At 56.2% G+C, this 24100-nt stretch carries 22 protein-coding genes; 17 read left to right on the top strand and 5 right to left on the bottom strand.

Features of this window, described 5'->3' with window-relative positions; translation table 11 throughout:
• The first annotated feature begins 12 nt into the window (after positions 1-12).
• From bcrD to HOL66_06340, 5 genes are read left to right on the top strand one after another with little or no spacing between them, the layout of a single operon-like run.
• Positions 13-864, top strand: a complete 852-nt coding sequence (gene bcrD / locus HOL66_06360) for a benzoyl-CoA reductase subunit D (GenBank protein MBT5243847.1) — start codon at positions 13-15, stop codon at positions 862-864.
• Positions 865-890: 26 nt separating this feature from the next.
• On the top strand, positions 891-2096 hold the full coding sequence (gene pcaF, locus HOL66_06355; GenBank protein MBT5243846.1) for a 3-oxoadipyl-CoA thiolase: 1206 nt from the start codon (positions 891-893) through the stop codon (positions 2094-2096).
• A 6-nt stretch (positions 2097-2102) separates the two neighbouring features.
• Positions 2103-3923 carry an indolepyruvate ferredoxin oxidoreductase gene (locus HOL66_06350; GenBank protein ID MBT5243845.1) on the top strand — a complete coding sequence of 607 codons (1821 nt, stop codon included), beginning with the start codon at positions 2103-2105 and terminating at the stop codon, positions 3921-3923.
• Between the two features lie 16 nt (positions 3924-3939).
• Positions 3940-4545, top strand: a complete 606-nt coding sequence (locus HOL66_06345; GenBank protein MBT5243844.1) for an indolepyruvate oxidoreductase subunit beta — start codon at positions 3940-3942, stop codon at positions 4543-4545.
• A gap of 15 nt (positions 4546-4560) precedes the next feature.
• Positions 4561-4950, top strand: a complete 390-nt coding sequence (locus tag HOL66_06340) for a hypothetical protein (GenBank protein ID MBT5243843.1) — start codon at positions 4561-4563, stop codon at positions 4948-4950.
• Here HOL66_06340 and HOL66_06335 read toward each other — a convergent pair.
• The 3 genes from HOL66_06335 to HOL66_06325 all read right to left on the bottom strand — a co-directional run bounded on the left by HOL66_06335 (position 4934) and on the right by HOL66_06325 (position 6849).
• On the bottom strand, positions 4934-5860 hold the full coding sequence (locus HOL66_06335; GenBank protein MBT5243842.1) for a sel1 repeat family protein: 927 nt from the start codon (positions 5858-5860) through the stop codon (positions 4934-4936). The two genes, HOL66_06340 and HOL66_06335, sit on opposite strands and share 17 nt — an antisense overlap.
• An 84-nt stretch (positions 5861-5944) precedes the next feature.
• A complete protein-coding gene (locus HOL66_06330) occupies positions 5945-6358 on the bottom strand; it encodes an Rrf2 family transcriptional regulator (protein ID MBT5243841.1) in 414 nt (137 codons plus the stop codon).
• 5 nt (positions 6359-6363) lie between these two features.
• A complete protein-coding gene (locus HOL66_06325; protein MBT5243840.1) occupies positions 6364-6849 on the bottom strand; it encodes a GNAT family N-acetyltransferase in 486 nt (161 codons plus the stop codon).
• 139 nt (positions 6850-6988) lie between these two features.
• Here HOL66_06325 and HOL66_06320 point away from each other — a divergent pair, with 139 nt between their 5' ends.
• The 10 genes from HOL66_06320 to HOL66_06275 all read left to right on the top strand — a co-directional run bounded on the left by HOL66_06320 (position 6989) and on the right by HOL66_06275 (position 18078).
• Positions 6989-8638 (top strand): benzoyl-CoA-dihydrodiol lyase, encoded by a 1650-nt coding sequence (locus HOL66_06320; GenBank protein ID MBT5243839.1) that lies wholly within the window; start codon positions 6989-6991, stop codon positions 8636-8638.
• 18 nt (positions 8639-8656) lie between these two features.
• Positions 8657-10075 carry a benzoyl-CoA 2,3-epoxidase subunit BoxB gene (boxB, locus tag HOL66_06315; protein MBT5243838.1) on the top strand — a complete coding sequence of 473 codons (1419 nt, stop codon included), beginning with the start codon at positions 8657-8659 and terminating at the stop codon, positions 10073-10075.
• Positions 10076-10086: 11 nt separating this feature from the next.
• Positions 10087-11655 carry a benzoate-CoA ligase family protein gene (locus HOL66_06310; GenBank protein MBT5243837.1) on the top strand — a complete coding sequence of 523 codons (1569 nt, stop codon included), beginning with the start codon at positions 10087-10089 and terminating at the stop codon, positions 11653-11655.
• Positions 11652-12575: a CoA transferase subunit A gene (locus HOL66_06305; protein MBT5243836.1), complete on the top strand. Its 924-nt coding sequence runs from the start codon at positions 11652-11654 to the stop codon at positions 12573-12575. The genes HOL66_06310 and HOL66_06305 overlap by 4 nt, the downstream gene beginning before the upstream one ends.
• A gap of 3 nt (positions 12576-12578) precedes the next feature.
• Positions 12579-13334 carry a CoA-transferase gene (locus tag HOL66_06300; GenBank protein ID MBT5243835.1) on the top strand — a complete coding sequence of 252 codons (756 nt, stop codon included), beginning with the start codon at positions 12579-12581 and terminating at the stop codon, positions 13332-13334.
• A gap of 130 nt (positions 13335-13464) precedes the next feature.
• The gene (locus tag HOL66_06295) at positions 13465-14673 is read left to right on the top strand and encodes an ABC transporter substrate-binding protein (protein MBT5243834.1); all 1209 of its coding nucleotides are present in this window, start codon (positions 13465-13467) and stop codon (positions 14671-14673) included.
• 97 nt (positions 14674-14770) lie between these two features.
• Positions 14771-15637 carry a branched-chain amino acid ABC transporter permease gene (locus HOL66_06290; protein MBT5243833.1) on the top strand — a complete coding sequence of 289 codons (867 nt, stop codon included), beginning with the start codon at positions 14771-14773 and terminating at the stop codon, positions 15635-15637.
• Between the two features lies 1 nt (position 15638).
• Positions 15639-16604, top strand: a complete 966-nt coding sequence (locus HOL66_06285) for a branched-chain amino acid ABC transporter permease (GenBank protein MBT5243832.1) — start codon at positions 15639-15641, stop codon at positions 16602-16604.
• Positions 16601-17362: an ABC transporter ATP-binding protein gene (locus tag HOL66_06280; protein MBT5243831.1), complete on the top strand. Its 762-nt coding sequence runs from the start codon at positions 16601-16603 to the stop codon at positions 17360-17362. Before HOL66_06285 ends, HOL66_06280 begins: the two co-directional genes overlap by 4 nt.
• On the top strand, positions 17359-18078 hold the full coding sequence (locus HOL66_06275; protein MBT5243830.1) for an ABC transporter ATP-binding protein: 720 nt from the start codon (positions 17359-17361) through the stop codon (positions 18076-18078). The genes HOL66_06280 and HOL66_06275 overlap by 4 nt, the downstream gene beginning before the upstream one ends.
• Here HOL66_06275 and HOL66_06270 read toward each other — a convergent pair whose 3' ends face one another.
• Entirely contained in the window at positions 18079-18816 is a 738-nt protein-coding gene (locus HOL66_06270; GenBank protein MBT5243829.1) for a DUF3750 domain-containing protein, read from the bottom strand.
• Positions 18817-18879: 63 nt separating this feature from the next.
• Between HOL66_06270 and HOL66_06265 the strand changes: the two genes are divergently transcribed.
• Positions 18880-19791, top strand: a complete 912-nt coding sequence (locus tag HOL66_06265) for a hypothetical protein (protein MBT5243828.1) — start codon at positions 18880-18882, stop codon at positions 19789-19791.
• A complete protein-coding gene (locus HOL66_06260) occupies positions 19792-23421 on the top strand; it encodes a 5-oxoprolinase (GenBank protein ID MBT5243827.1) in 3630 nt (1209 codons plus the stop codon). It begins immediately after the preceding gene.
• On the opposite strand, the gene HOL66_06255 is transcribed toward HOL66_06260, so the two are convergent.
• Positions 23418-23738 (bottom strand): hypothetical protein, encoded by a 321-nt coding sequence (locus HOL66_06255; GenBank protein ID MBT5243826.1) that lies wholly within the window; start codon positions 23736-23738, stop codon positions 23418-23420. The two genes, HOL66_06260 and HOL66_06255, sit on opposite strands and share 4 nt — an antisense overlap.
• Between the last annotated feature and the right edge of the window lie 362 nt (positions 23739-24100).

Raw genomic sequence — 24100 nt, 5'->3', positions numbered from 1 at the left:
AGATTTAGCACCATGACCATTACCGCAGGAATCGATGTTGGCACAGGGGCCGTTAAGGCGGTCGTTTTTGATGTCCAGGATGGTGGTGCTGGCGAAATCAAATGGCTTTCCCGCCGATGCGAAAAAATCCGCCAGCGCGACCCGCACAGACTGGCCCGTGAAGCCTTCGATAATGCCCTTGAAGAAGCCGGGGCGGCGCTTGAAGATGTCGCCTATATCGCGACCACAGGCGAAGCCGAAAGCCTTGATTTCACCACTGGCCACTTCTATTCCATGACCACCCACGCTCGCGGCGGCATCTATCTTGAACCCCGCGCCGGTGCCATTCTGGATGTCGGGGCGTTGCACGGTCGGGCCATTATTATTGACGAGCGCGGCAAAGTTCTGAACTACCGTATGACCTCGCAGTGTGCATCCGGTTCCGGCCAGTTTCTGGAAAACATCGCCCGTTATCTGGGCATCACCCAGGAAGAAATCGGCGACCTCTCGCAAGCTGCCGACGCGCCGGAAAAAGTCTCCTCAATCTGCGCGGTTCTGTCGGAAACCGATGTCATCAATATGGTCTCGCGTCAGGTCTCGACCCAAAATATTCTTAAAGGCATTCACCTGTCCATGGCGGGACGGCTGGTTAAGTTGCTCCGGGCCATTAAAATGAAGGAAGGTACGGTCCTGATGACCGGCGGTTTGGCGCTCGATACCGGCTTGCTTGCCGCCCTGAACGAGGAAATGGAAGGCCAGAAAGTCTCCGTTGAAGCTTTGAGCCATGAGGATTCTATTTACGCCGGTGCTATCGGTGCGGCAATATGGGGTGCTTTCCGGCATGAGAAGCTAGCCAAGATCGGAGCCTTGCCACTGGCATCCTGATTGACGGCTTGCAGTGGAGGAACAGGGTGAACGAAGCTTTTATCTGTGACGGGGTCAGAACCCCGATCGGTCGTTACGCGGGTGGTTTGTCGTCGGTGCGCACTGATGATCTGGCCGCCCTCCCCATTACCGCGCTGATGGAAAGAAATACCGGCGTTGACTGGGATAAGGTCGATGATGTGATCCTGGGCTGCGCCAATCAGGCAGGCGAGGACAACCGTAACGTCGCCCGTATGGCGTCGCTTCTGTCGGGTCTTCCTGCCGAAGTTTCCGGCGCCACCATCAACCGGCTGTGCGGATCAGGGCTGGACGCCATCGGCACGGCGGCGCGGGCCATCAAAAGTGGTGAGACGGCCCTGATGATTGCCGGTGGGGTCGAAAGCATGTCGCGGGCACCGATGGTGATGCCCAAGGCGGACGCGGCTTTTTCCCGTAAGGCGGAAATTTATGACACGACAATCGGCTGGCGTTTCGTTAACCAGTTGATGGACAAACAGTACGGCACGGATTCCATGCCTGAGACTGCTGAAAATGTTGCCGCCGATTTTGCCATCAGCCGCCAGGATCAGGACGCCTTCGCCCTGCGCTCCCAACAGCGGACGGCGGCGGCCCAGGCTGCGGGTGTGTTTGCCGGTGAAATCATACCCGTCAGCATCCCTAAGCGGCGCGGCGAGCCTGTTGTGATCAGCGAAGACGAACATCCGCGCGGTGATACCACACTTGAGCAATTGGCCAAGCTGGGGACGCCGTTTCGGGATGGCGGTACGGTCACTGCGGGTAATGCATCGGGCGTCAACGACGGGGCCGGGGCACTTCTTGTCGCCTCGGAAAAAGCCGCTGCAGACAATCAATTGACACCACTGGCCCGGATCGTCGGCATGGCCAGTGCGGGGGTTGAACCGCGCATTATGGGCATGGGCCCGGCCCCGGCGACTCGCAAGGTACTGGCCCAGTGCGGCCTTAAGTTCGCAGACATGGGCGTCATCGAATTAAATGAAGCCTTCGCCGCGCAAGCCCTTGCCGTTTGCCGTGATCTGGGATTGCCTGATGACGCAGCCCACGTTAATCCCAACGGCGGCGCTATTGCCCTTGGTCATCCGCTGGGTATGAGCGGTGCCCGACTGGTGATGAGCGCAACCTATGAAATGCAGCGAAATGATCACCGCTACGGCCTGTGCACCATGTGCATTGGCGTCGGCCAGGGAATTGCCTTAATTCTAGAGAAATTATGATAAATCATGCCCGATTCGCTTTCTGATCAAAAAGTCCTGATGTCGGGAAACGAGGCCGTCGCCCGCGGCGTCTGGGAAGCCGGGGCCAGGGTAGGTTGCGCTTATCCGGGAACGCCCTCGACGGAGATTTTGGAAAATCTGGCTACCTACGACGATATTCACAGCCACTGGTCGGTCAACGAAAAGACCTCGCTGGAGGTCGCCATCGGCGCTTCCATCGCCGGTTCCCGCGCCTTTTGCGCCATGAAGCATGTCGGCGTCAACGTCGCCGCCGACGCCCTGATGTCGTTGACCCTGGCCGGTGTCGGCGGCGGACTGGTGATCGCAGTGGCCGACGATGTGGGTTTTTCATCATCCCAAAACGAGCAGGATACCCGCTACTGGGGCCGTTTCGCCCACCTGCCGATTTTCGAGCCTTCCGACAGCCAGGAAGCCCACGACATAATCAAGGACGCCTTCGATGTGTCGGAACAATTCATCACCCCGGTGATCGTGCGCATGACGACCCGCATCTGCCATGTCAAGGGACTGGTCCAACTGGGCGAACGTGTAGAGCACGACGGCGCGGCTTTCGAGCGTGACCCGGCCCATTGGGTGATGGTCCCAGCTCACGCCAAGGAACGCCAGAAGTTCCAATTCGCGCGCGATGATCAACTGAGCGAATTCAGTGAACAAACATCGTGGAACCGGGTTATCGAGGGCGATGACAGGCGCTTCGGCTTTGTCGCTTCCGGGCCCGCCTTCATGCATGTGCGCGAAGTATTTGGCGACGCCCCGGTTCTCAAACTCGGCTTCTCGCATCCCCTGCCCATGGAGAAAATCCGCGCCTTCGCCGCGTCCGTGGAAAAGCTGGTGGTTATCGAGGAAACCGAACCGCTGGTCGAAAACGCCTTGAAGGCGGCTGGCATAGACTGCCATGGCAAGGACATTCTGCCCCGTTGCGGCGAGTTGCAGCCCGATGTCATAAGCAAAGGCGTCGACATCCTGCAAAGCGGCCAACAACCACAGCAGACGCGAGAAGACCCAGGCGTTTTCCCGCGCCCGCCAACCATGTGCGTCGGCTGTCCGCATCTGCCGCCTTATTATTGCCTGTCCAAACTAACCAAGAAGGCGACGATCGTCGGGGATATCGGCTGTTACACGCTGGGCGCCGGACACCCGTGGCGGGCCCTGGATACCTGCATCTCCATGGGGGCCTCCATGGGCATGGCCCTGGGCATGGATTTGGGCAGGGTCGAGGCCGACAAAAACAAGGCCATTGTGTCGGTGATCGGTGATTCCACCTTCCTGCACATGGGTATGCAGGGCTTGCTTGAGATGAATTACAATCAGGGCAACGTGACGGTGCTGCTGCTCGACAATTCGACAACCGGCATGACCGGCGGCCAGAATCACGCCGGCACCGGCCAGGACATTCACGGCCAGGCCGCCCCCAAGGTTGATTTCAGCAAATTGTGCGAGGCGCTGGGAGTCAATCCAAAGCGCATCCATACGGTCGACCCCTACGAAATGCCGTCGCTGTACAAACTGATAAAACAGGAAATTGCCATACCTGAAACATCGGTGATCATCACCAACCAGCCGTGCGTGCTGATTGACCGCTTCGAGCGTCAACCGGCGTTCAAGGTTATCGAGGATAAGTGCACCGGTTGCGCCAACTGCCTGATGCTCGGTTGCCCGGCCATCAGCGTCACCCGCCGGGCTACTGAAACGTCCAAATCCGGTCGCCCGGTCGACAAGGCCTGGGTCCAGATTGACACCGCCGCCTGTACCGGCTGCGACCTGTGCCAGCAAACCTGCGCGCCCGACGCCATTGTCCTTTTATGATAGTGGGTACTATGTCATGACCGGCAATCGAAATGACATCATCAACATTCTGGTCTGCGGGGTCGGCGGACAGGGCGTCATGACGGCCGCCGAAATTCTCGCCCAGACGGCGATTTCCTTGGGTTTTGACACCAAAAAGACGGAGGTTTCCGGGATGTCGCAACGTGGCGGTGTGGTCACTTCCCACGTTCGTTTCGGCGAACAGGTGATGTCGCCTTCCATTCCCTCGGGCGAGGCCGATATCCTGCTTGGCTTTGAACCGGCGGAGGCCATGCGGGCCATCGCCCAGCTTCGCCCCGGCGGCGTCGCACTGGTCAACACCATGCGCATCACGCCGCCCATTGTGTCGGTTGGTATTTTCGATTATCCGGACGATCCTATTGGTGAAATCCGCAAATCCAATTGCCAGGTTCATGATTTCGATGCCGGCGAAATCGCCAAAAGCCTGGGCGATATGCGCCTTGGCAACACTGTCATGCTGGGGGCGGTCGCCGACCATCTTCCCTTTGAAGCCAGGCATTTGCAGGAGCAGATGGTGGTCCGCTTCAAAACCCGCAAGCCGGAACTGGTGGCCCTGAATGAGCAGGCGTTTGAGGCTGGTCGCAAAGCAGTGGCGACCTGATAAGGAGGACATCCATTGAACTTTAACGAATCTGAACTCGACAAGCTCTGCAAGGTATTGGCGCTGACCAACTCCGACAAATCCGGTGAGGCGTTGGCTGCTTTTCAGTCGGCGAAACGACTGTTATTGCGTCAGGGACTGTCATTTGAAGATATTGTCGCCCAGCATTTCGACGATACGGGGATGTCCCTGCAAGAACAGAATGCGGTCCTTAAAAAACAGAAAACGTCCCTGCAACGTGAAACGGTGGAGCAGGCCCGCGAGCTCAAGGAACATAAAGCGGCGCTCAAGGATTTACTCAATCAGGTTTGGGAATTGCGTGAAGGCGAGACGCCGTGTGCGCCCGTCGAGGAACCCCAAAAGGAAACCATTGATGAATTTTACTGGCCTAGTCTAAGCGGTTAGAAAATTCATCCAACGCGCTGTGGCCACCAAACTTTTCCACCCATCCGGAAGCCCGTTCCATGCCTCGGGCGCGATCTTCCGGGCTTATGTCGTTTTTCAGCAGGCCCAGGTTTTTGGCGGCCACTGCATCGCCCCCTGAAGCCGCGATGACCCACCACATGAAGGCTGATGCCGCGTCTTGCGGGTCTTCCATGTAACAAATCATACCAAGATTGAATTGCGCCTGAACCAGCCCTTTCCGGGCGGCCAGTTCGTACCATTTGCGCATTTCCCTATTTGGTCGCAAGCCACCTTCGCCCTGCCTGTGCATCTGGGCGAGATTGTACTGCGCGCCGGCATGATCCTGACGCGCCGCCAGCAAGTAATAATGGGCTGCTCGTTCAAAATCCTGGCTAACCCCTGATCCTTCATAAAACATCAGGCCCAGATGGTAGCGGGCCTCGGCATTTCCCTGCTCGGCGGATAAATAAAAGTAATCGGCTGCCTCGGCAAGGTCTTGCTGGACACCAAGGCCCTGACGCAACATCAGGGCTGTTTTGTATTGGGCCTGAACGTTTCCCTGATTGGCCGAAAGTCGATACCAGTTGATCGCCTCTTCAAAATCTTTGGGCAAATCCTTTGCGGTTTCATGCATTTGGGCCAGTCTGTACTGAGCACCTGCGTGGCCTTGCTCGGCTGCCTGACGGAACCACTTCAACGCCACCTGCTCGTCCAGAACCTGTGGATCGTGGGCTAAGATGCGGGCCAGAGAATATTGCGCTTCAAGGTGACCCTGTTCAGCGGCAAGCCCGTACCATTTGATGGCTTCGGTGACGTCTCTTTCCTGCAGTTCAGTGCCGACGAAGATATCACCCAGCGCGTTCTGGGCGTTGGCATTGCCTTCATTGGCGGCGGCGAGCAGTAATTTCATCCGTTGTCAGCCGATCTTTTTCTGCGAAGAAAAGATACTAACCCGGAAGCAGCCGACAGAATAGAACTGTCAGGTATGTCAATCTTATAGGGACGGCCGTTCCATTTGCTTCAACAGGGTCGTCAGGGTGATCGATTTCAGGGTGGAAACGGCGATTTCCTCGATTTCTGTCATCACCCTGTTCAGGGCGAGGCCGATGTCGGCTTCCTCGCCGGTTTGCGGGAACCCTGCATCATGGGTATCGATATCTTCAAACAGGTTGACGATGTCATAAAGGGTGACCCGCTTGGCGTTGCCGCTGAAGCGGTAGCCGCCCCCGGCGCCGCGCATGGACTCTACCAGACGCGCCCGGGCAAGATCCCGCATCACCTTGGCCAGATGGTTGGCCGATATGCCGAATTTGTCGGCAATGTCGGCTGCGGAAATCTGATGCCCGGGATCTTTTGCCAGCTCAAGCACAGCGAACAGGGCGCATTGGGTTGCTTTTTGCAATCGCATTGGCTTTAAGTCCCCCCGCCATCGCCGAGCGGCATTTCCAACTGGATGAACGGCCCGCCCATCATGCCTTGGGACCTGAAAAATGTCATGTTCAGTTCATCGTCACGGGCCAACATGGTGCGGACCGTATCAACACCGGCCTTGGTTAGGCAGTCACAGATTGCCCCGAAAAGGGTGGTGCCGACTTTATTAAGGCGGGTCGCCGGATCAACCCCAATGGCGAAGACCCAGCCACTGGGTTGGGAGCCGAATTCCCAGGTCCGAACCTCGCCGATAATAAAGCCGATGAGGTTCGCGTTTTCATCTTCGGCGATCAGGAAAAACCGGTTTTCGCGGTCTCCATAGCGGGCAAACATGTCGGCCCAGTAGTCGGGTTTGCTCAAATTTGTGATGCTGGCGTCGATGCCGGTAACCGCATCAATATCTGCCGCCCGGGCACCGCGAATACTATAGTGAGCTGCGGTATTATTTTGGTCTGCCTCTGTGGACATTTTTCTCCTCCGACCACGCTCTAAACGTCCTTGACAGGATGGAGGGGCTAAATCAAAATGTAAATAGGAAATTTGGTACCTATTTGAGCCTTACGGCTTTATTCCAAAAATATCACTGCAGAAAGAGCCATAAACGACAATGATCGATTTCACCACCCATCCCGATATGTACAAGCACTGGAAATTGTCTTTCGACGGCCCCGTGGCGACCCTTACCATGGATGTGGATGAAGACTGTGGCCTTAAACCCGATTATAAACTGAAACTCAATTCTTACGATCTGGGCGTCGACATTGAACTGTATGACGCTGTTCAGCGTTTGCGGTTTGAGCACCCGGAAGTGCGCTGTGTTGTGATCACGTCGGCAAAGGACCGGGTTTTTTGCTCCGGTGCCAATATCACCATGCTAGGCAGCTCCAGCCACGCCGAAAAAGTCAACTTTTGCAAATTTACCAATGAAACCCGCAACGGCATCGAAGACGCGACGGAAAATTCCGCTCAAAGCTATATCTGCTCCATTAATGGGACGGCGGCGGGTGGCGGCTACGAGCTGGCGCTGGCGGCGGATCATATTATTCTCATTGATGACGGTTCAAGCGCGGTTTCCCTGCCCGAGGTCCCGTTGCTGGCGGTGTTGCCGGGAACCGGCGGCCTGACCCGGGTTGTCGATAAACGCATGGTGCGCCGGGATCATGCGGATTTCTTCTGCACCCTGACCGAAGGCATCAAGGGCAAGCGCTCGGTTCAGTGGAAGCTGGTCGATGAAATCGTCCCGCGCTCAAGCCTTGAGGAAACGACCCGCAAGCGGGCCCTGGAATTTGCTGAAAAATCGGATCGTCCCGAAGACGCCAAGGGCATTGAACTGACAGCCCCGAACCGCAAGATCGATGCAGACGCCATCACCTATGACAATGTCAGCATTCAAATTATTCGGGACGATCAGGTTGCCATGATCAATGTGTCGGCGCCACCGGTTGCGCCCCCTTCGGACCTGCAAGGCATTCACGCTCAAGGTGTTGAATTCTGGCCACTGGCGTTGGCCCGTGAACTCGATGACGCGATCCTGCACTTGCGCACCAACGAGGCCGAAATCGGCACCTGGGTTTTCACCACCAGTGGCGAGGCCGATCTGGTTGATGCCGCCGACAAGGCGCTTCTGGATCATGCAGACGACTGGCTGGTTCGTGAAATCACGCTGTATATGAAGCGGGTGTTCAAACGCATTGACGTGACTTCGCGCAGTCTTATTTCACTGGTTGAGCCGGGAAGCTGCTTTAGCGGAACCCTGCTGGAATTGTTGTTGGTCGCCGATCGCAGTTTTATGCTCGATGGTGTTTTTGAAGGCGACAACCGGGCACCCGCAACGGTGCGTCCGGGATCGATGAACTTTGGTCCCCTTCCCATGTGCAACGGCCTGACCCGCCTTGAAACCCGCTTCCTTGGCGAGGCGGAAGCGCTAGCCGCAGCGCGTGCAGAAAGCGGTAACGATCTGGACGCCGAGGCGGCTGACGAGATAGGTCTGGTGACGTTTATCCCCGACGATATCGACTGGCAGGACGAGGTCCGCATCGCCATTGAAGAGCGGGCCAGTTTCTCGCCTGACTGCCTGACCGGTATGGAGGCAAGCCTGCGTTTTGCCGGTCCTGAAACCCTTGAGACGAAAATTTTTGGGCGTTTGAGCGCCTGGCAGAACTGGATATTCCAACGTCCAAACGCGGTAGGAGAAGAAGGCGCGTTGAAGCGTTTTGGAACCGGGTTGAAGGCGTCCTACGACAACAAGCGCGTATAGCAAGGCTGAAAGAGTAAATTGATGAGTATTGATTATCAGGAAAAGATCCCGAACAACGTCAACCTGAATGATGACCGCCGCCTGCAACGGGCGTTGGAGAAATGGCAACCGGGTTACCAGCAGTGGTGGGCCGAATTGGGTCCTGAGGGAAGCCAGAACATGGATGTCTTCCTGCGCACGGCGATCAGTGTGGAGCCCGGCGGCTGGGCCAATTACGGGCATGTCAAAATGCCTGAATACCGTTGGGGTATCTTCCTTGCGCCGCCTGAGGAAGGCCGCCTGATCAACTTTGGCGCTCACAAGGGGGAGGCGGCCTGGCAGGAAATTCCCGGCGAATACCGTTCTGAACTGCGCCGCCTGATTGTCACGCAAGGTGATACGGAACCGGCCTCGGTCGAACAGCAACGCTATCTGGGCCTGACCTGTCCGTCTCTTTATGACCTGCGCAACCTGTTTCAGGTCAACGTCGAAGAAGGCCGTCACCTGTGGGCCATGGTTTACCTGCTGCACGCCCACTTTGGCCGCGATGGTCGCGAGGAAGCGGAAGCCATGTTGGAGCGTCATTCCGGTGATCCCGACAAACCGCGCATTCTTGAAGCCTTTAACGAGAAGACGCCCGATTGGCTGTCGTTCTTCATGTTCACCTACTTCACCGACCGGGACGGCAAGTATCAACTCGCCTCATTGGCGGAATCCGGTTTTGACCCCCTATCAAGAACCTGTCGTTTTATGTTGACCGAAGAAGCCCATCATATGTTTGTCGGCGAAACCGGCGTCGGCCGGGTTATCGCCCGGGCCTGCCAGTTAATGACCGAAAACAAGACCGACGACGTCAGGAAACATGGCGGCATCGACCTTGAGACGATTCAGAAATACGTCAATTTCCATTTCAGCGTATCGGTCGATCTGTTCGGGCAGGAAATTTCCACCAACGCCGCCAACTACTACACCATGGGCCTTAAGGGTCGTTACCAGGAAACCAAGATCGACGACGACCATTTGCTGGGTGACAATCCTTATCAGGTTGCCGAAGTCAGGGGCGAGGGGATCATTTTCACAGATCAAAACGCCCTGACGGCGGTCAACGAGCGTTTGCGCGATGATTATATCCATGACTGCCAGCGCGGTGTTGACAAGTGGAACAAGATTATTGCCGGGGCCGGTATCGATTTTAAAATTACCCTGCCCAGCCGCGCTTTCCATCGCGGCATTGGGTCGTTTGCCACGGTCAAGGCGACGCCGGACGGGCGCATCATTACCGAAGCCGATTGGGACCACCAGCACGATCAGTGGCTGCCAACCGATGCTGATCGGGAATACGTTACATCCTTGATGAAGGCCGTCACCGAGCCCGGCAAGTACGCTCCCTGGATCGCCCCGCCTGCCAAGGGCATCAACGGTCAACCGGGAGATTTCGAATACGTCCGCTTTAACTAAGGAGCATCAACATGCGTGATCATACAGTCTCCATAGATAAATCAACGACACCGGCGACGATAACGTATGCGCCGACGTTCAATGTGGCGCCGTCCTTTATCGACCGGCATCTTGAAGAAGGCCGCGCCGATAAAATTATGATCCGCAGCGCCGCAGGTGACACGGTCACCTACGCGGCCCTGGCCGAAAACGTCAATCGGGCCGGCAACGCCTTGTTGGGACTTGGCCTTGGCAAGGGTGAGCGGATGCTGATGATGGTCAAGGACTGCCCGGAATTCTTCTACGGGTTTTGGGGCGCTATTAAGGCAGGGATTGTTCCGGTTCCCATTAACACCCTGCTTAAGGCCAAGGACTATCAGTTCATGATCGAGGATTCCGGTTGCGTTGGGCTCCTCTATTCGCCGGAATTTGCCGCTGAGGTCGAACCGGCGCTGGAAAATGCATCGCGCAAGCCGGGTCAGGCTTTTTTGACGGACGCATTAACCGAACTGATGGCGGATGCTTCGGACGCTTTGGAGGCGGCACCGGCCAGCGCTGATGATGATTGTTTCTGGCTCTATTCATCAGGCACCACCGGCACCCCCAAGGGGGCTGTCCATGCGCACAGGGACATGGTTGAAACCAGCGAGCACTACGCCGCCAATATGCTGGGCCTGAAAGAAGATGATGTTTGCTTCTCGGCGGCCAAACTGTTCTTTGCTTACGGTCTCGGCAATGGCATGACATTCCCGCTGTGGCTTGGCGCGTCGACGGTTCTGCTACCTGGTCCGCCAACACCTGACAGTACCTTCGACGTCATCGAAAAATTCAAACCGACGGTTTATTATGGCGTCCCGACTTTGTACGCGGCGCAATTAAGGGCGCTTGAAACAGAGGATAGGGACTTGTCCTCGCTCAGGGCCTGTGTCTCGGCCGGGGAGGCTTTGCCCGCCGATATTTTCCGCCGCTGGCAGGAAAAAACCGGCACTGTCATTCTTGATGGTATCGGTTCGACCGAGATTTTGCATATTTTTATCTCAAACATTCTTGATGATTACAATCCGGGAACCAGTGGCCGGGTCGTGCCCGGCTATGAGGCCAGAATTATTGATGAGAACCGGGAAGATGTACCGGTTGGCGACAGTGGCCGTTTGATCATTCGCGGTGGCTCGACAGCCAAGTACTACTGGAACAACCCGGAAAAATCCGCTGAGACCATGGTCGATGGATGGCTTGATACGGGTGACACGTACATTCTTGATGAAGACGGCTACTATCACTACTGCGGTCGCAATGATGACATGCTGAAAGTCGGTGGCATCTGGTGTTCGCCCTTCGAGATCGAGGCCAAATTGATCGAACATCCCAAGGTTCTGGAAAGTGCCGTGGTCGGTCGCGCTGATGCGGATAATCTGATCAAGCCGGAAGCCTTTGTTGTGCTCAACGACGCCGGTGACGCCGGTGACGCCTTGTCCGCCGAATTACTGGCACACTGCAAAGAGGGGCTTGCCAAATATAAATATCCGCGCTGGTTTAATTTTGTTGAAGACCTGCCGAAAACGGCGACCGGCAAAATTCAGCGCTTCAAGTTGCGTTCATGAAGGAAAAAATCCTTCCCCTGAAAGATGCCATCGCCCGCTTTGTTGTCGCGGACAGTTCGGTGGTTCTGGGCGCGGTTTTGGAACCTGATGTGCCGTTTGCCGCAACCCACGAGATTATCCGTCAGGGGATCAAGGGCTTAAACGTCATCGCACCGATTTCAGACGCTTCTACGGACATGCTGATCGGTGCGGGATGCTGTAACGAGGTGACCGGAGCCTGGGTCGGCAATGTTTCGGGTGGCCTGGGTCATAACTATCGACGGGCCTTCGAGGCCAGCGACACAGCGACGGTCAAACTGCACGATCATTCAAACTTTTCCATCGCCATGGCCTTGATGGCCGGGGCTTACGGTATGCCCTACGCACCCATGCGTTCGATTTTGGGATCCGACATCAGCAAATCAAATCCAGATATGATGATCACTGAGAACCCGTTTTCTGAGGACAAGGAACCGATCATTCTGGTGCCGCCGTTGGTGCCCGATGTTGCCATTATCGTGGTTCAGCGCGCCGATGTGTTTGGCAATAACCATCATTGGGGAAGCCGGGGGGTCGTTCAGGAAGCCGCCCTGGCTGCCGAAAACGTCATCGTGCTGGCCAATGAAATTGTCGAACCCGCCGTCATTGCTTCTGACCCCAGCAGGGTTCTGGTGCCGGGTTATCTGGTTAGCGCCGTGTGCCATGTGCCTGCCGCTTCCCATCCGTCACCGCAAACCGGTTGCTGGAAGCGCGATAATACGTTTTTTGGCGACTATCACGCCGAAAGCCGAACTGTTGAAGGCTTCGATAAGTGGCTGCAGGAATGGATTTTCGGGGTTGAAGATCACGCCGCGTACTGTCAAAAACTGGGCTCCCAACTGGAAGACCTGCGCATCACCGGTTCAAACCTGGCCGCTCCAACAAACTACGCGGCGGGGTAAGGAATGACTGATTATTCCATTCAGGAACTGATGATTATCGCTTCAGCCCGCGAAATTCAGGATGGTGAGCTGGTTTTTGTCGGTATGCGCCTGCCGATCACCGCTTACGGAGTCGCGCGGTTGACCCATGCGCCGGACGCCGTCGGCCTGTTTGAGTGCGGCGTTGCCCGCTACGCCCCTGCTACCGATATGCTCTATACCATGGGTGATCCGCCCAACCAGTTGAACGCCGCCTGGACCACCGGCTTGATCCCGGTGATGAGCCAGCTTACGCGTGGCCGGGTCGACGCCGGGTTTATTGGCGGGGCGGAAGTTGATCGCTTCGGCAATGTGAACACGTCCTACATCGGTGATTATAACAATCCAAAGATCAAATTACCGGGCTCTGGCGGTGCAGCGGATATTGCAGCCATGTCGAAGCGATTACTGGTTATTATCAACCATGAAGAACGCCGCCTGGTCGAAAAGGTCGATTACGTGACCTCGCCGGGTTATTTGGATGGCGGCGACAGTAGAGACCGCGCAGGTCTTCAGGGCGGTCCATCGGCAATCATTACGGATTTAGCCATTCTCAGGCCCTACGGACCGGATAACGAGATGCATTTGGCCTCGCTCCACCAGGGCCACAGCGTCGAGGAAGTTCAGGAAAAAACCGGCTGGGATTTGAAAGTTTCGCCGAAAATGATCGAAACACCGCCGCCCAGCGCTGAAGAAATGGCGGCGCTTCACGAAATTGATAAGGAAGGTTTTTGGCGATAATTCGTCGGAAAAGGTGACAGCAACCCCCGCTTCGCATAGGATTTTACCCAGGTTCATGTCGTGGGGTTCTGAAAAGACAATAAAAGTTACCGTAAACCCACTGGGAGAATAAAAAAGGGAGACTAAAACGATGAGTAAAAATAACAAATCAAGGCGCAATTTTATTGCCGGCGCAGCGGCGACAACCGGTCTGGTAGCGGCGAGCAGCTTTATTCCAAGCCGTTTTGCCATTGGTGCGACGGCCCCGATCAAGATTGGTATTCTGCTTCCCTATTCGGGTACATACGCGATGCTTGGTAATTCGATCACCAACGCCATGAAAATGCGTATCGAGCAGGCGGGTGGCAGAATGGGCGGACGTCCCATTGACTATGTTGCCGTCGATAGCGAAATGTCGGTTCCCAAAGCACCACAAAACACCAACAAGCTGATCCTGAAGGAAAAAGTGGATTTCCTGGTCGGCCCCGTTCATTCGGGTATTGCCGCGGCCATGGCTAAAATTATGGGTCAACGCAAAACACCGATCATGATCGTGCCCAATGCCGGTTCCAACGCCGTGACCGGCCCGCTTTGCGCGCCCAACATCTTCCGCACCTCGTTCTCCAACTGGCAGCCGGCCTATCCGGGCGGCGTGTTGATGGGCAAGGAAGGTCATAAGACCTGCGTCACCATTTCATGGAAATACGGCGCCGGTATCCAGATGATGGCTGCCGGTCGTGACGGTTTTGCGACAACGGGCGGCAAATCCGTAAAGGATATTCTGCTGCCGTTCCCGAACGTTGAATTCCAGGCCCATTTGTCTGAAATCGCCGCCCTGAAGCCTGATTGCGTGTTTGCCTTCTTCTCTGGCGGTGGCGCTACCAAGTTCCTGAAAGACTACGAAGCAGCAGGGCTTAAAGACAAAATTCCGCTCTATGGTCCGGGCTTCCTGACCGAAGGCGTGGAAAAAGCCGCCGGTTCCGCAGCGGATGGTATCAAGACCACCCTTCACTATGCCTCAAACCTGGACAACCGGGAAAATCACAAGTTCCGTGCCGATTACGAAGCCGCTTTCGGCTCCGGCCCGAACGTGTTCTCGGTTCAGGGTTATGACACCGGATCGCTTCTGTTGCAGGCTGCTGCCGCTGTTGGTGGCGACGTCGAAGCAACAGCCGATGTCATTAGTGTGATGGAAACATCGAAGGTGCCTGACAGTCCGCGTGGTCCGTGGGCCATGTCGAAGGCTCATAACCCGATCCAGAACATCTATCTGCGTCAGGTTGCTGATGGTCAGCAGAAACTTCTCGGCATTGCCGCTGAAGCTCTGGAAGATCCTGCAGCTGGTTGCAAAATGACCTAAGGACCTTGCCTGAAAAAACAGGCGAACCCCGGTGCGCGGTCTGTTATGACTGGGCCCGGGGTTCTTTTTTTCTTAATAAACTGAACACGCTGATACGATGGATTTTGTCACTTTTCTTATTCAGGTTTTAAACGGGGTCCAGTACGGATTTACCCTTTTTCTCGTCGCCAGTGGCCTGACTCTGATTTTTGGCATCATGGGCATTATCAATCTTGCCCACGGCGCGTTTTATATGATCGGCGCCTACATCTGTTTCTGGCTGTTCGGCATTACGGACTCGTTGTTGATCGCCATTATGGCCGGAATCCCGATCATGTTTGTTTTCGGATACGCAATCGAACGGCTGGCGATTTCCGTCCTCTACAAACGTGATCACCTTTATCAGGTGTTGATGACTTACGGCCTGATTTTGATCCTCAATGAAATGCAGAAAATCCTGTGGGGAAGTGATTTCTACAGCGTGCCGATCCCGGAAGTCCTGTCCGGTTCCATTCCCATGGGCAATCAGGAATACCCGGTCTACAGGCTGTTTGTTTCGTTGGTTTGTATGGTTGTCGCCGCCGGTATGTATGTGGTTATCGGCAAGACCAAGCTGGGCATGATGATCAGGGCCGGGGCCAGCAATCGGGAAATGGCGCAGGCGCTGGGAATCAACATCAGTCGTGTTTTCGCCGTTGTGTTCAGTCTGGGTGCGGCGCTGGCCGGATTTTCGGGCATGATCGACGCGCCGCTCAGCTCGGTTTATCCGGGCATGGGAAATTACATTCTCATTATTTCATTCGTTGTTATCGTCATTGGCGGCATTGGTTCGGTAAAGGGTGCCTTCGTCGGGGCCATGCTGGTCGGCCTGGCCGATACCTTTGGTAAGGTACTGGTGCCGGAATTTTCATCCATGGTGATTTACGCCCTGATGGCGCTGGTTTTGTTGTGGCGGCCACAGGGCCTTTTTGGCAGAGCCACCTGAGATGACCCACTCGCGCCCCTTACTGATTTTCCTGCTTATGGCACTGGCCGCCCTTGCGGCTTTTCCGCTGATTGGCGAGGAATTCTATCAGGGTCTGGTCATCCGCCTGATGATCATGGGTATCTTCGCCATGAGCCTGGATCTGTTGATCGGCTTTACCGGACTTGTCAGCTTCGGCCATGCCGCCTTTTTCGGACTGTCGGGTTATCTGCTGGCTATCCTCACCCCTGAATACGGCCCGGTCAGCATCTGGATCGCCTTGCCGTTCTGCCTTGCGGGCACGGCCCTTGCGGCGCTGGTTATCGGTTGGTTTTCGGTCAGGACATCGGGCATTTATTTCATTATGATCACCCTCGCTTTCGCCCAGATGTTCTACTACTACTTCAATGAAAATCAGGACCTGGGCGGATCGGACGGAATCTTTATCTTCTTCAAGCCGAGCGTCGCCATTGGCGATTTCCAGCTTCTCGACTTAAGCAATCACAATACGTTTTATTATTTTGTTCTGGTCAGTCTGGTCATTTCCTATCTGTTGTTGTCCAATATCCTCAAGGCGCCATTTGGCCAGGTGATCAGGGGCATTCAGGCGAACGAGGCGCGAACCCTGGCGCTTGGCTTCAACACCCGCAAATACAAATTGGTCAGCTTTGTCATTGCCGGAACGCTTGCCGGTTTCGCGGGGTTTCTTGAGGCCAGTCACGGCGGCATCATGAGCCCGGCCCATCTGGGTTGGCATGAATCAGGGATTGCCATGATGATCGTCATCCTGGGTGGTATGGGAACCCTGTACGGGCCGGTGCTGGGGGCTTTCGCTATGGGCTTCCTGCAGGATTACTTCCAGGAACTGTGGAGCGATCACTGGTTGTTGTTGATGGGCGCTTTCGTCATTGCCGTGGTGCTGTTCCTGCCTAACGGCATCGCCGGCCTGGTCGCCCAGTTGCGACGCAGCAAGGGGGACGCGCCATGAGCCAGCCGCTCCTTTCAACCCGCGCTTTAACAAAAAGCTTTGGTGGCCTGGTCGCCGTTGATGATGTCAGCATCGATTTTGAGGTGGCAAAGGTGCACGCCATCATCGGCCCCAACGGGGCGGGAAAAACGACGTTGATCAACTTGCTGTCCGGTGATTTGCCGCCAACGGGCGGCGCCATCACCTTCAAGGAACACGACCTGACGCCAAAGAAGGCCTTTGCCATATCCCAACTGGGCATCGGGCGCAGTTACCAGAAGACAAATATTTTCCCTGACTTCACCTGCCTGCAAAATTGCTGGCTTGGGGCGCAGTCGCGGATGAGCACATCCATGCGCTTTTTTAAGGCCGCCAAGACTTACAATGAGGTCAGGGCACGGGCCGAACGGGCCCTTGACCTGTGTGGTTTGACGGAGCGTATAGACACGGTTGCTTCGGCCATGAGTTACGGCGAACAACGCCAGCTTGAAATCGGCATGATGTTGGCGACAGAACCCGAACTGCTGTTACTTGATGAGCCGCTGGCCGGGATGGGAACCGATGAATCCCGACAAGTGGTGGCGTTGATCAAGCGACTGGCCGAGGAGCATACGGTTATTCTGATTGAGCACGATATGGACGCGGTGTTCGCCGTTGCCGATGTGCTGACGGTGATGGTTAACGGCAAGGTTCTGGCTACCGGTACCCCTTCGGAAATTCGCGCCAACAGCCAGGTTCAGGATGCCTATCTGGGAACCGGAGAGGAGGAAGCGCCATGAAAGCCGACGCCCCGATTCTTGAAGTCAGCGACCTGCACACCCATTACGGGGCCAGTCATATTCTGCACGGCGTCGATTTTTCTGTCGCCCGCGGCGAATGTTTGAGCCTGATGGGTCGCAACGGCATGGGCAAGACGACGACCATCCGTTCGATCTTTGGCCTGACCCCTGCCAGCAAAGGTGAAGTCCGGGTGTTTGGCAACGTGGTCACCAGCAGCGCCCCCCATGTTATCGCTCGTCAGGGATTGGGGCTGGTGCCCGAGGGAAGGGAAATTTTCGCCAATCTGAGTGTCGAGGAAAACCTGCTGATGACTGCCAGACCGGGTCGTGACGGCTCCACCGGCTGGACTCTGGAGCGGGTGCTTGAAACATTCCCGCGCCTTGCCGAACGCTTAAGCAATATGGGTAATCATCTTTCGGGCGGCGAACAGCAGATGCTTGCCATCGGTCGGGCCCTGATGACCAACCCGGACTTGCTGGTGCTTGACGAAGCGACAGAGGGCCTGGCACCGCTTATCCGCAAGGAAATCTGGGCGGTGGTTCGTCGTATCAAGGAAACCGGTATCGCCACAATCCTTGTCGATAAGGACGTCGACGCGCTTTTATCGGTCTCTGACAAGTGCCTGATTTTGGTTAAGGGCAAGGCCGTTTTCAGCGGCAGTTCGGATGAACTTGCGGCCAATCCCGACATTCATGTTCAGCATCTGGGGGTTTAGTTAAGGCGCAACGCGGCCGATGGCTGGCAGTTTGATGGCCAGGTCGGCAGGGTCAATGCCGAAGGTCAGCCCCAGCACATTTATTTCCAGCCCTTCCTCGGTTCCGGCAAGAACGCCCAGTAGCCCAAACAGGGAAAACTGATAACCGGTGCCGCTGGGGGCAGGGGCAAGGAAGCCGCTTTCTGTCAGATAATCCTTGCCAATGGCCGTTGGCGGCAAGTCCAGTTTCAGTTCAGGGATGGCGCGCGCGACGTAGGCGGTAAAGGTATTGGAATTGGGACCTGGCCAAACCCGGTATTGATTGGGATAGGGGTAAGTTTTTGCCGCCGCGTCGATGCGCTCAATGACATCATCAACACCCGCCCCACGGATATCGGCAAGCAGTTGCGGAGTCGCCCCGAACCAGCGACCATCAGCCGGGCGGTTGGAAATTGAGACCACCGGCAAACCCCGGTAGCTGCGCCAGCCGATGACTTCGTAAACATTGAACGCTGAGGCATCCGTGGGCTTGACGGAAATCCAGGTATGGACGCCGAAAAAGCCGCGCCAGCTCCAGGCGCGGGCGGCGTAGACCTGAACGACAGCCTCTCGGGTTTCGGCGGGATCAGGCGCAATACCGGCTGATTCCCGGCTCGCCGTGCGCCAGTCGCCACCGCTTCCATGGGCCAAGGACGTTTTTATCCAGACCAGCGAGAGGGCGGCGACCACGACCGAGAGCATTAACATAAGGACTTTCATAGCCAATAAGGTAGGTGTTAGGCTTCCCAACATCAACTGTCCGGGGTCATTTTAGGTTACGTCATGCGTTTTATCCTTATCTTTAGCGCCTTTGTCTTTTTAAGTCTGCCGGTCGCCGCCGAGCAGAAATATTCGACGTGGTCCAATCCCGATGGCGGCGGCGGAACAACCAAAGAGCTTGTCGATAAGCTCAACGCCCTTATTGACGAAGCCGAGAAATCACGCGCCGCCGATCCGGTTTTCCTGCGCGATCTGCGCGCCCTGACCAGTGGTTTTGCGGTTCCGCAGAATGTCGCCCCTCAAAATGTTTCGGTCCTCAGCGATGACTTCAGCGATGGTGACTTCAACAGCAATCCTGTGTGGAACGTCAGCGAAGGGCGTTTCTGGATTGAAAAAGACTGGGGTTTGCGCAGCGCCATCACGCCCGGAGCAACGGCAGCCCCGGAACAGGAAAAGAAGGCCAGCAGCAAGGATTTGGCCATCGCCATCTTCGGGGCTGTCCTGAAACAGGCGACGAAAAGCAAGAGCGAACCGACCCAAAGCGCCGCGGCTAAACCACAAGTCGCGACCATTCACAGCATCGCCGCCATCGCCAACGCCTTCGCCATCGAGTTCGAGCTGAGTTCCTGGCAGCCCCAGGGCCGTTTTGATATTGGCCCGTTTCAGGGCACAGATACCAACTCCGGATACCGGTTGTCCTATGCGCCGGGCGGGGCGCTGGCCTTGCACAGGGTTTCCGCGCGCGGTTCCAGCGTCGTCAAACAGGCGACAAGCCTGGTGCCGCTGGAAGATCAAAAATCCCATACCATCCTGTGGAGCCGCGACAGTAGCGCCATGATGAGCGTTTCCATCGACGGTAAAGTTGTCCTGACGAGCACAGATCGCAGTTTCAGCGACCCCTTCCAGGGCATCGCCATCTCCAACCGGGGCGGCGATTACATCATCAAGCGCATCGCCGTCAGCAGCATCAATTAAATGTCGAAGGATCGCTGGCAGTTCTGGATTGATCGTGGTGGCACGTTTACGGACGTCGTCGGGCGGACGCCTGAGGGCGCGATCCTTTCCCATAAATTGTTGTCGGAAAACCCCGAACGCTATCCTGACGCGGCGCTTGAGGGAATACGCAATCTGCTGGGCCTGAAGACCGGGGATCCGATTCCGGGCACGGCTATCGAGGCGGTCAAGATGGGAACCACGGTGGCCACCAACGCCTTGCTTGAACGTAAGGGCGAGCCGACGGTTCTGGTCATTACAAAAGGCTTCAGGGACGCCTTGCGGATTGGTTATCAGAACCGGCCGCGCCTGTTCGACCGCCATATTCAGCTTCCTGAAATGCTCTACACCCGGGTTATCGAAGTCGATGAAAGAACGGGTGCCAGCGGTGACCTGCTGATGCCACTGGATGAGGAGTCCGCGAAGGCTGACCTGCAACGCGCCTTCGATGACGGCTTGCGCTCTGTCGCCATCGTTTTCATGCATGGCTACCGGTTTGCCGATCATGAAAAGAAGGTCGCCGCCATGGCTCGCGCAATCGGTTTTAGCCAGGTTTCCGTCTCTCACCAGGTTTCACCGCTGATCAAGCTTGTCTCCAGGGGCGATACCACCGTCGTCGATGCTTATCTGTCGCCGATCCTGCGCCGCTATGTTGACAGAGTCGCTGCCGATCTGGGCGATACCCGACTGATGTTCATGCAATCCAACGGTGGCCTGACCGACGCCCGGCTGTTTCAGGGCAAGGACAGCATTCTGTCAGGCCCCGCAGGCGGTGTCGTCGGCATGGTCCGAACGGCGGCAGAGGCCGGGTTTGGCAAGGTCATCGGTTTCGATATGGGCGGCACCTCAACGGATGTCTCGCATTTTGACGGCGCTTATGAGCGCGCTTTTGAAACACAGGTTGCCGGTATTCGGATGCGCGCCCCGATGATGAGCATCCATACGGTTGCCGCCGGTGGTGGCTCCATTTTGCATTTTGACGGGGCCCGCTACCGGGTTGGCCCTGACAGCGCGGGTGCGGTGCCCGGACCTGCCAGTTACCGGCGCGGCGGACCGCTGGCCGTTACCGACTGCAATGTCATGTTAGGGAAAATTCAGCCGAAGTTTTTCCCCCATGTATTTGGCCCGGAGGCCAACGAAGCGCTCGACCTGGACGCCGTCATTGAAGCCTTCGCCGCACTGGCTGCTGAAATTGAAACAAAGACTGGCGACAAGCGAACACCCAAACAGGTCGCCGAAGGTTTCCTGATGATCGCCATTGAGAATATGGCCAACGCCATCAAGCAGATTTCGGTGCAACGTGGTTATGACATCACCGAATACGCCCTGAATTGCTTTGGCGGGGCCGGTGGTCAGCATGCCTGTCTGGTTGCTGACGCCCTTGGTATGAGCACGGTGTTCGTTCATCCGCTGGCCGGGGTGCTGTCCGCCTATGGCATGGGGCTTGCCGAAATGCGGGCGATGCGCGAGCGTTCGGCTGAAACACCGCTAAGTGAGGAAGGTCTTGCCAGTCAAAGTCAAATTCTCGCCGATCTGGAAGCCGAAGCGGTCCGGGAAATTGAAGGCCAGGGCGTCGCCCGTGATGGCTTAAGCGTCGTGCGCAAGGCCCATATTCGTTACGATGGCACCGACACCGCCCTGATGGTTGATTATCAGGGTGCTGCGGAAATGGCCGCCGCCTTTGAAGCCCTTCACAAGCAGCGTTTTGGTTTTGTCATGCCGGGACGCGCACTGGTAATTGAAACCCTCTCCGTTGAGGCCATCGGCAGCACCGAGACGGCAGCAAGCGAGGCGGCAGAAGATAAGCAAACCAGAGCCAGCACACCGCCACAACTGGAAATGACGGCTTTCGTCAGTGATCAGGAAAGCCATCCCGCACCGGTTTATGATCGCGAAAGCATGTCAGTGGGCAGTCAGGTCAATGGCCCCGCGATCATCATCGAGAAGACCGGGACGACCATTGTCGAACCCGACTGGAGCGCCGAAACGGCAGCCCGGGGTCAGTTGATCCTGCGTCGCGTTACGCCGCGCAAATCAGCCCATGCCATCGGCACCGGTCTTGGCGAGGGCGAGGGTGCCGACCCGGTGATGTTGGAAATTTTCAACAACCTGTTTATGTCAATCGCCGAACAGATGGGCGCGGTTCTGGCCAATACGGCCTATTCGGTCAATATCAAAGAGCGACTGGATTTTTCGTGCGCACTTTTTGATAAAGGTGGCGGCCTCGTCGCCAACGCACCGCACATGCCGGTTCATCTGGGCTCTATGGGAGAAAGTGTGGCAACGGTGATCCGTGAGCGCGGTGCTGAAATGAAGGCCGGGGATGTTTGTGTGCTCAATGCACCCTACAACGGCGGCACTCACCTGCCCGATGTCACCTTGGTGACGCCGATGTTCGACGATAACGGCGAGGAAGTCCTGTTCTATGTCGCCTCGCGTGGCCATCATGCCGATATCGGTGGTGTGACGCCCGGCTCCATGCCACCCGATAGCACCAGCGTCGAAGAAGAAGGCGTCCTTATCGACAACTTTCTTTTGGTCGATCAAGGCCGTTTCCGGGAACAGGAAATGCGTGATCTTTTGGGTTCAGGTCCTTATCCGGCCCGTAACCCCGATCAGAATATCGCCGACCTGATGGCCCAGGTCGCGGCCAATGAAAAAGGCGTCAGTGAACTTGGGCGCATGGTCGGGCACTTTGGTTTGGACGTCGTCCAGGCCTATATGGGCCATGTTCAGGATAATGCCGAAGAATCCGTGCGCCGGGTTCTTGATGTCATGAAAGACGGCTCCTTTACTTATGAAATGGATAGCGGCGCTGAAATCAAGGTGGCTATTTCCATCGATAATAAAGGCCGTAGTGCGTGCGTTGATTTTAGCGGAACGTCAGCCCAGCAGATGACCAATTTCAACGCCCCGCTGGCTGTCACCCGGGCCGCCGTTCTATATGTTTTCCGGACCCTGGTTGACGATGACATTCCCATGAACGAGGGCTGTCTGAAACCCATCGAGTTGATCGTCCCTGACGGTTGTATGCTTAAACCCAGTTATCCTGCGGCCGTCGTCGCCGGTAATGTGGAAACCAGTCAGGCCGTCGTCGACACCTTGTACGGGGCGTTGGGTGTTATGGCCGCAGCGCAAGGAACCATGAATAACCTGACTTTCGGCAACGACCGCCATCAGTATTACGAAACCATTTGCGGGGGCGCTGGGGCGGGGCCTGATTTTGATGGCACCGACGCGGTTCATACCCACATGACAAATTCGCGCCTGACCGATCCGGAAATACTGGAATGGCGTTTCCCTGTGCTGTTGGAAGATTTCACCATTCGCAAGGACAGTGGTGGCAAGGGTGCCCACCGGGGTGGCGACGGAACTATTCGGCGACTGCGTTTCCTTGAACCGATGACGGCCGCAATCCTGTCGGGTCATCGACGTATTCCGCCCTATGGCATGGCTGGCGGCGAAGCTGGCGCTTGCGGTGTGAACCGGCTTGAGCGAGCACAGGGCGGCGAGGTTGCTTTGAAGGAAACCGGCCAAGTGGAGGCCGAGATAGGTGATGTATTCGTAATTGAAACGCCCGGTGGTGGCGGCTACGGAAAAGTTAAAGATTAAATGCCGATCTCGGCTTTCAAGAGAGGTATGTCCTGCCAGTCATCACCGCTGGCGATCAGGCAACTGACGCCATCGGGCCGGGTCGCCAGGATGGTGAAATGCCCTTCCCGGGACGCGAAGACTTCAACCATGACACCATTGAAATTAATGCCCCTTGAGACCTGGCGTTCGCCGTAGGTCCGTTTCAGGCGCTCAATAAATTTATCCCGGTCAACGCAAACGACATCCGTTGCGGCTTCGGCAGAAACCGTTGTCATGCCCGTAAAATCCCAGGGCACGATGGAAAGAAGGATTGCCGCTGCAAGCACCGTCTTCATGAAAATTTGGCTCCAGCGGATGGGTTACTGTAGGGAATATCGAACAAATACACCTGCATTTGACATCGTGTTCCTGCGAATCCGCCTGATTCTGAAAATCATACTAAACTGGCCAGCTTTTTACAAAATAAACACAAGATATAGTTAGTTTTCTTCCATTATTGAGGCTGCATTTTTTCGCAGCGCATTACCATCCACAGGTTATCCACGGGAATTTTTAGTTATACCCCGTTCACGTCAGAACCCGAAACCCCTTGGGCGATATGATGCGGAAATTATCTGATACATCGTCGCATAAACCGCCCCAGTTTTTGGGAACGTCTTCCTTCAAAAAGCCAAGCATAGTGGTGCAAAATTCATTG

The sequence above is a fragment of the Rhodospirillaceae bacterium genome, assembly GCA_018662005.1.
Taxonomy (GTDB): Bacteria; Pseudomonadota; Alphaproteobacteria; order Rhodospirillales; family JABHCV01; genus JACNJU01.
The sequence above is the reverse complement of the archived record's forward strand: the minus strand, read 5'-3'. Positions and strand labels throughout refer to the sequence as shown.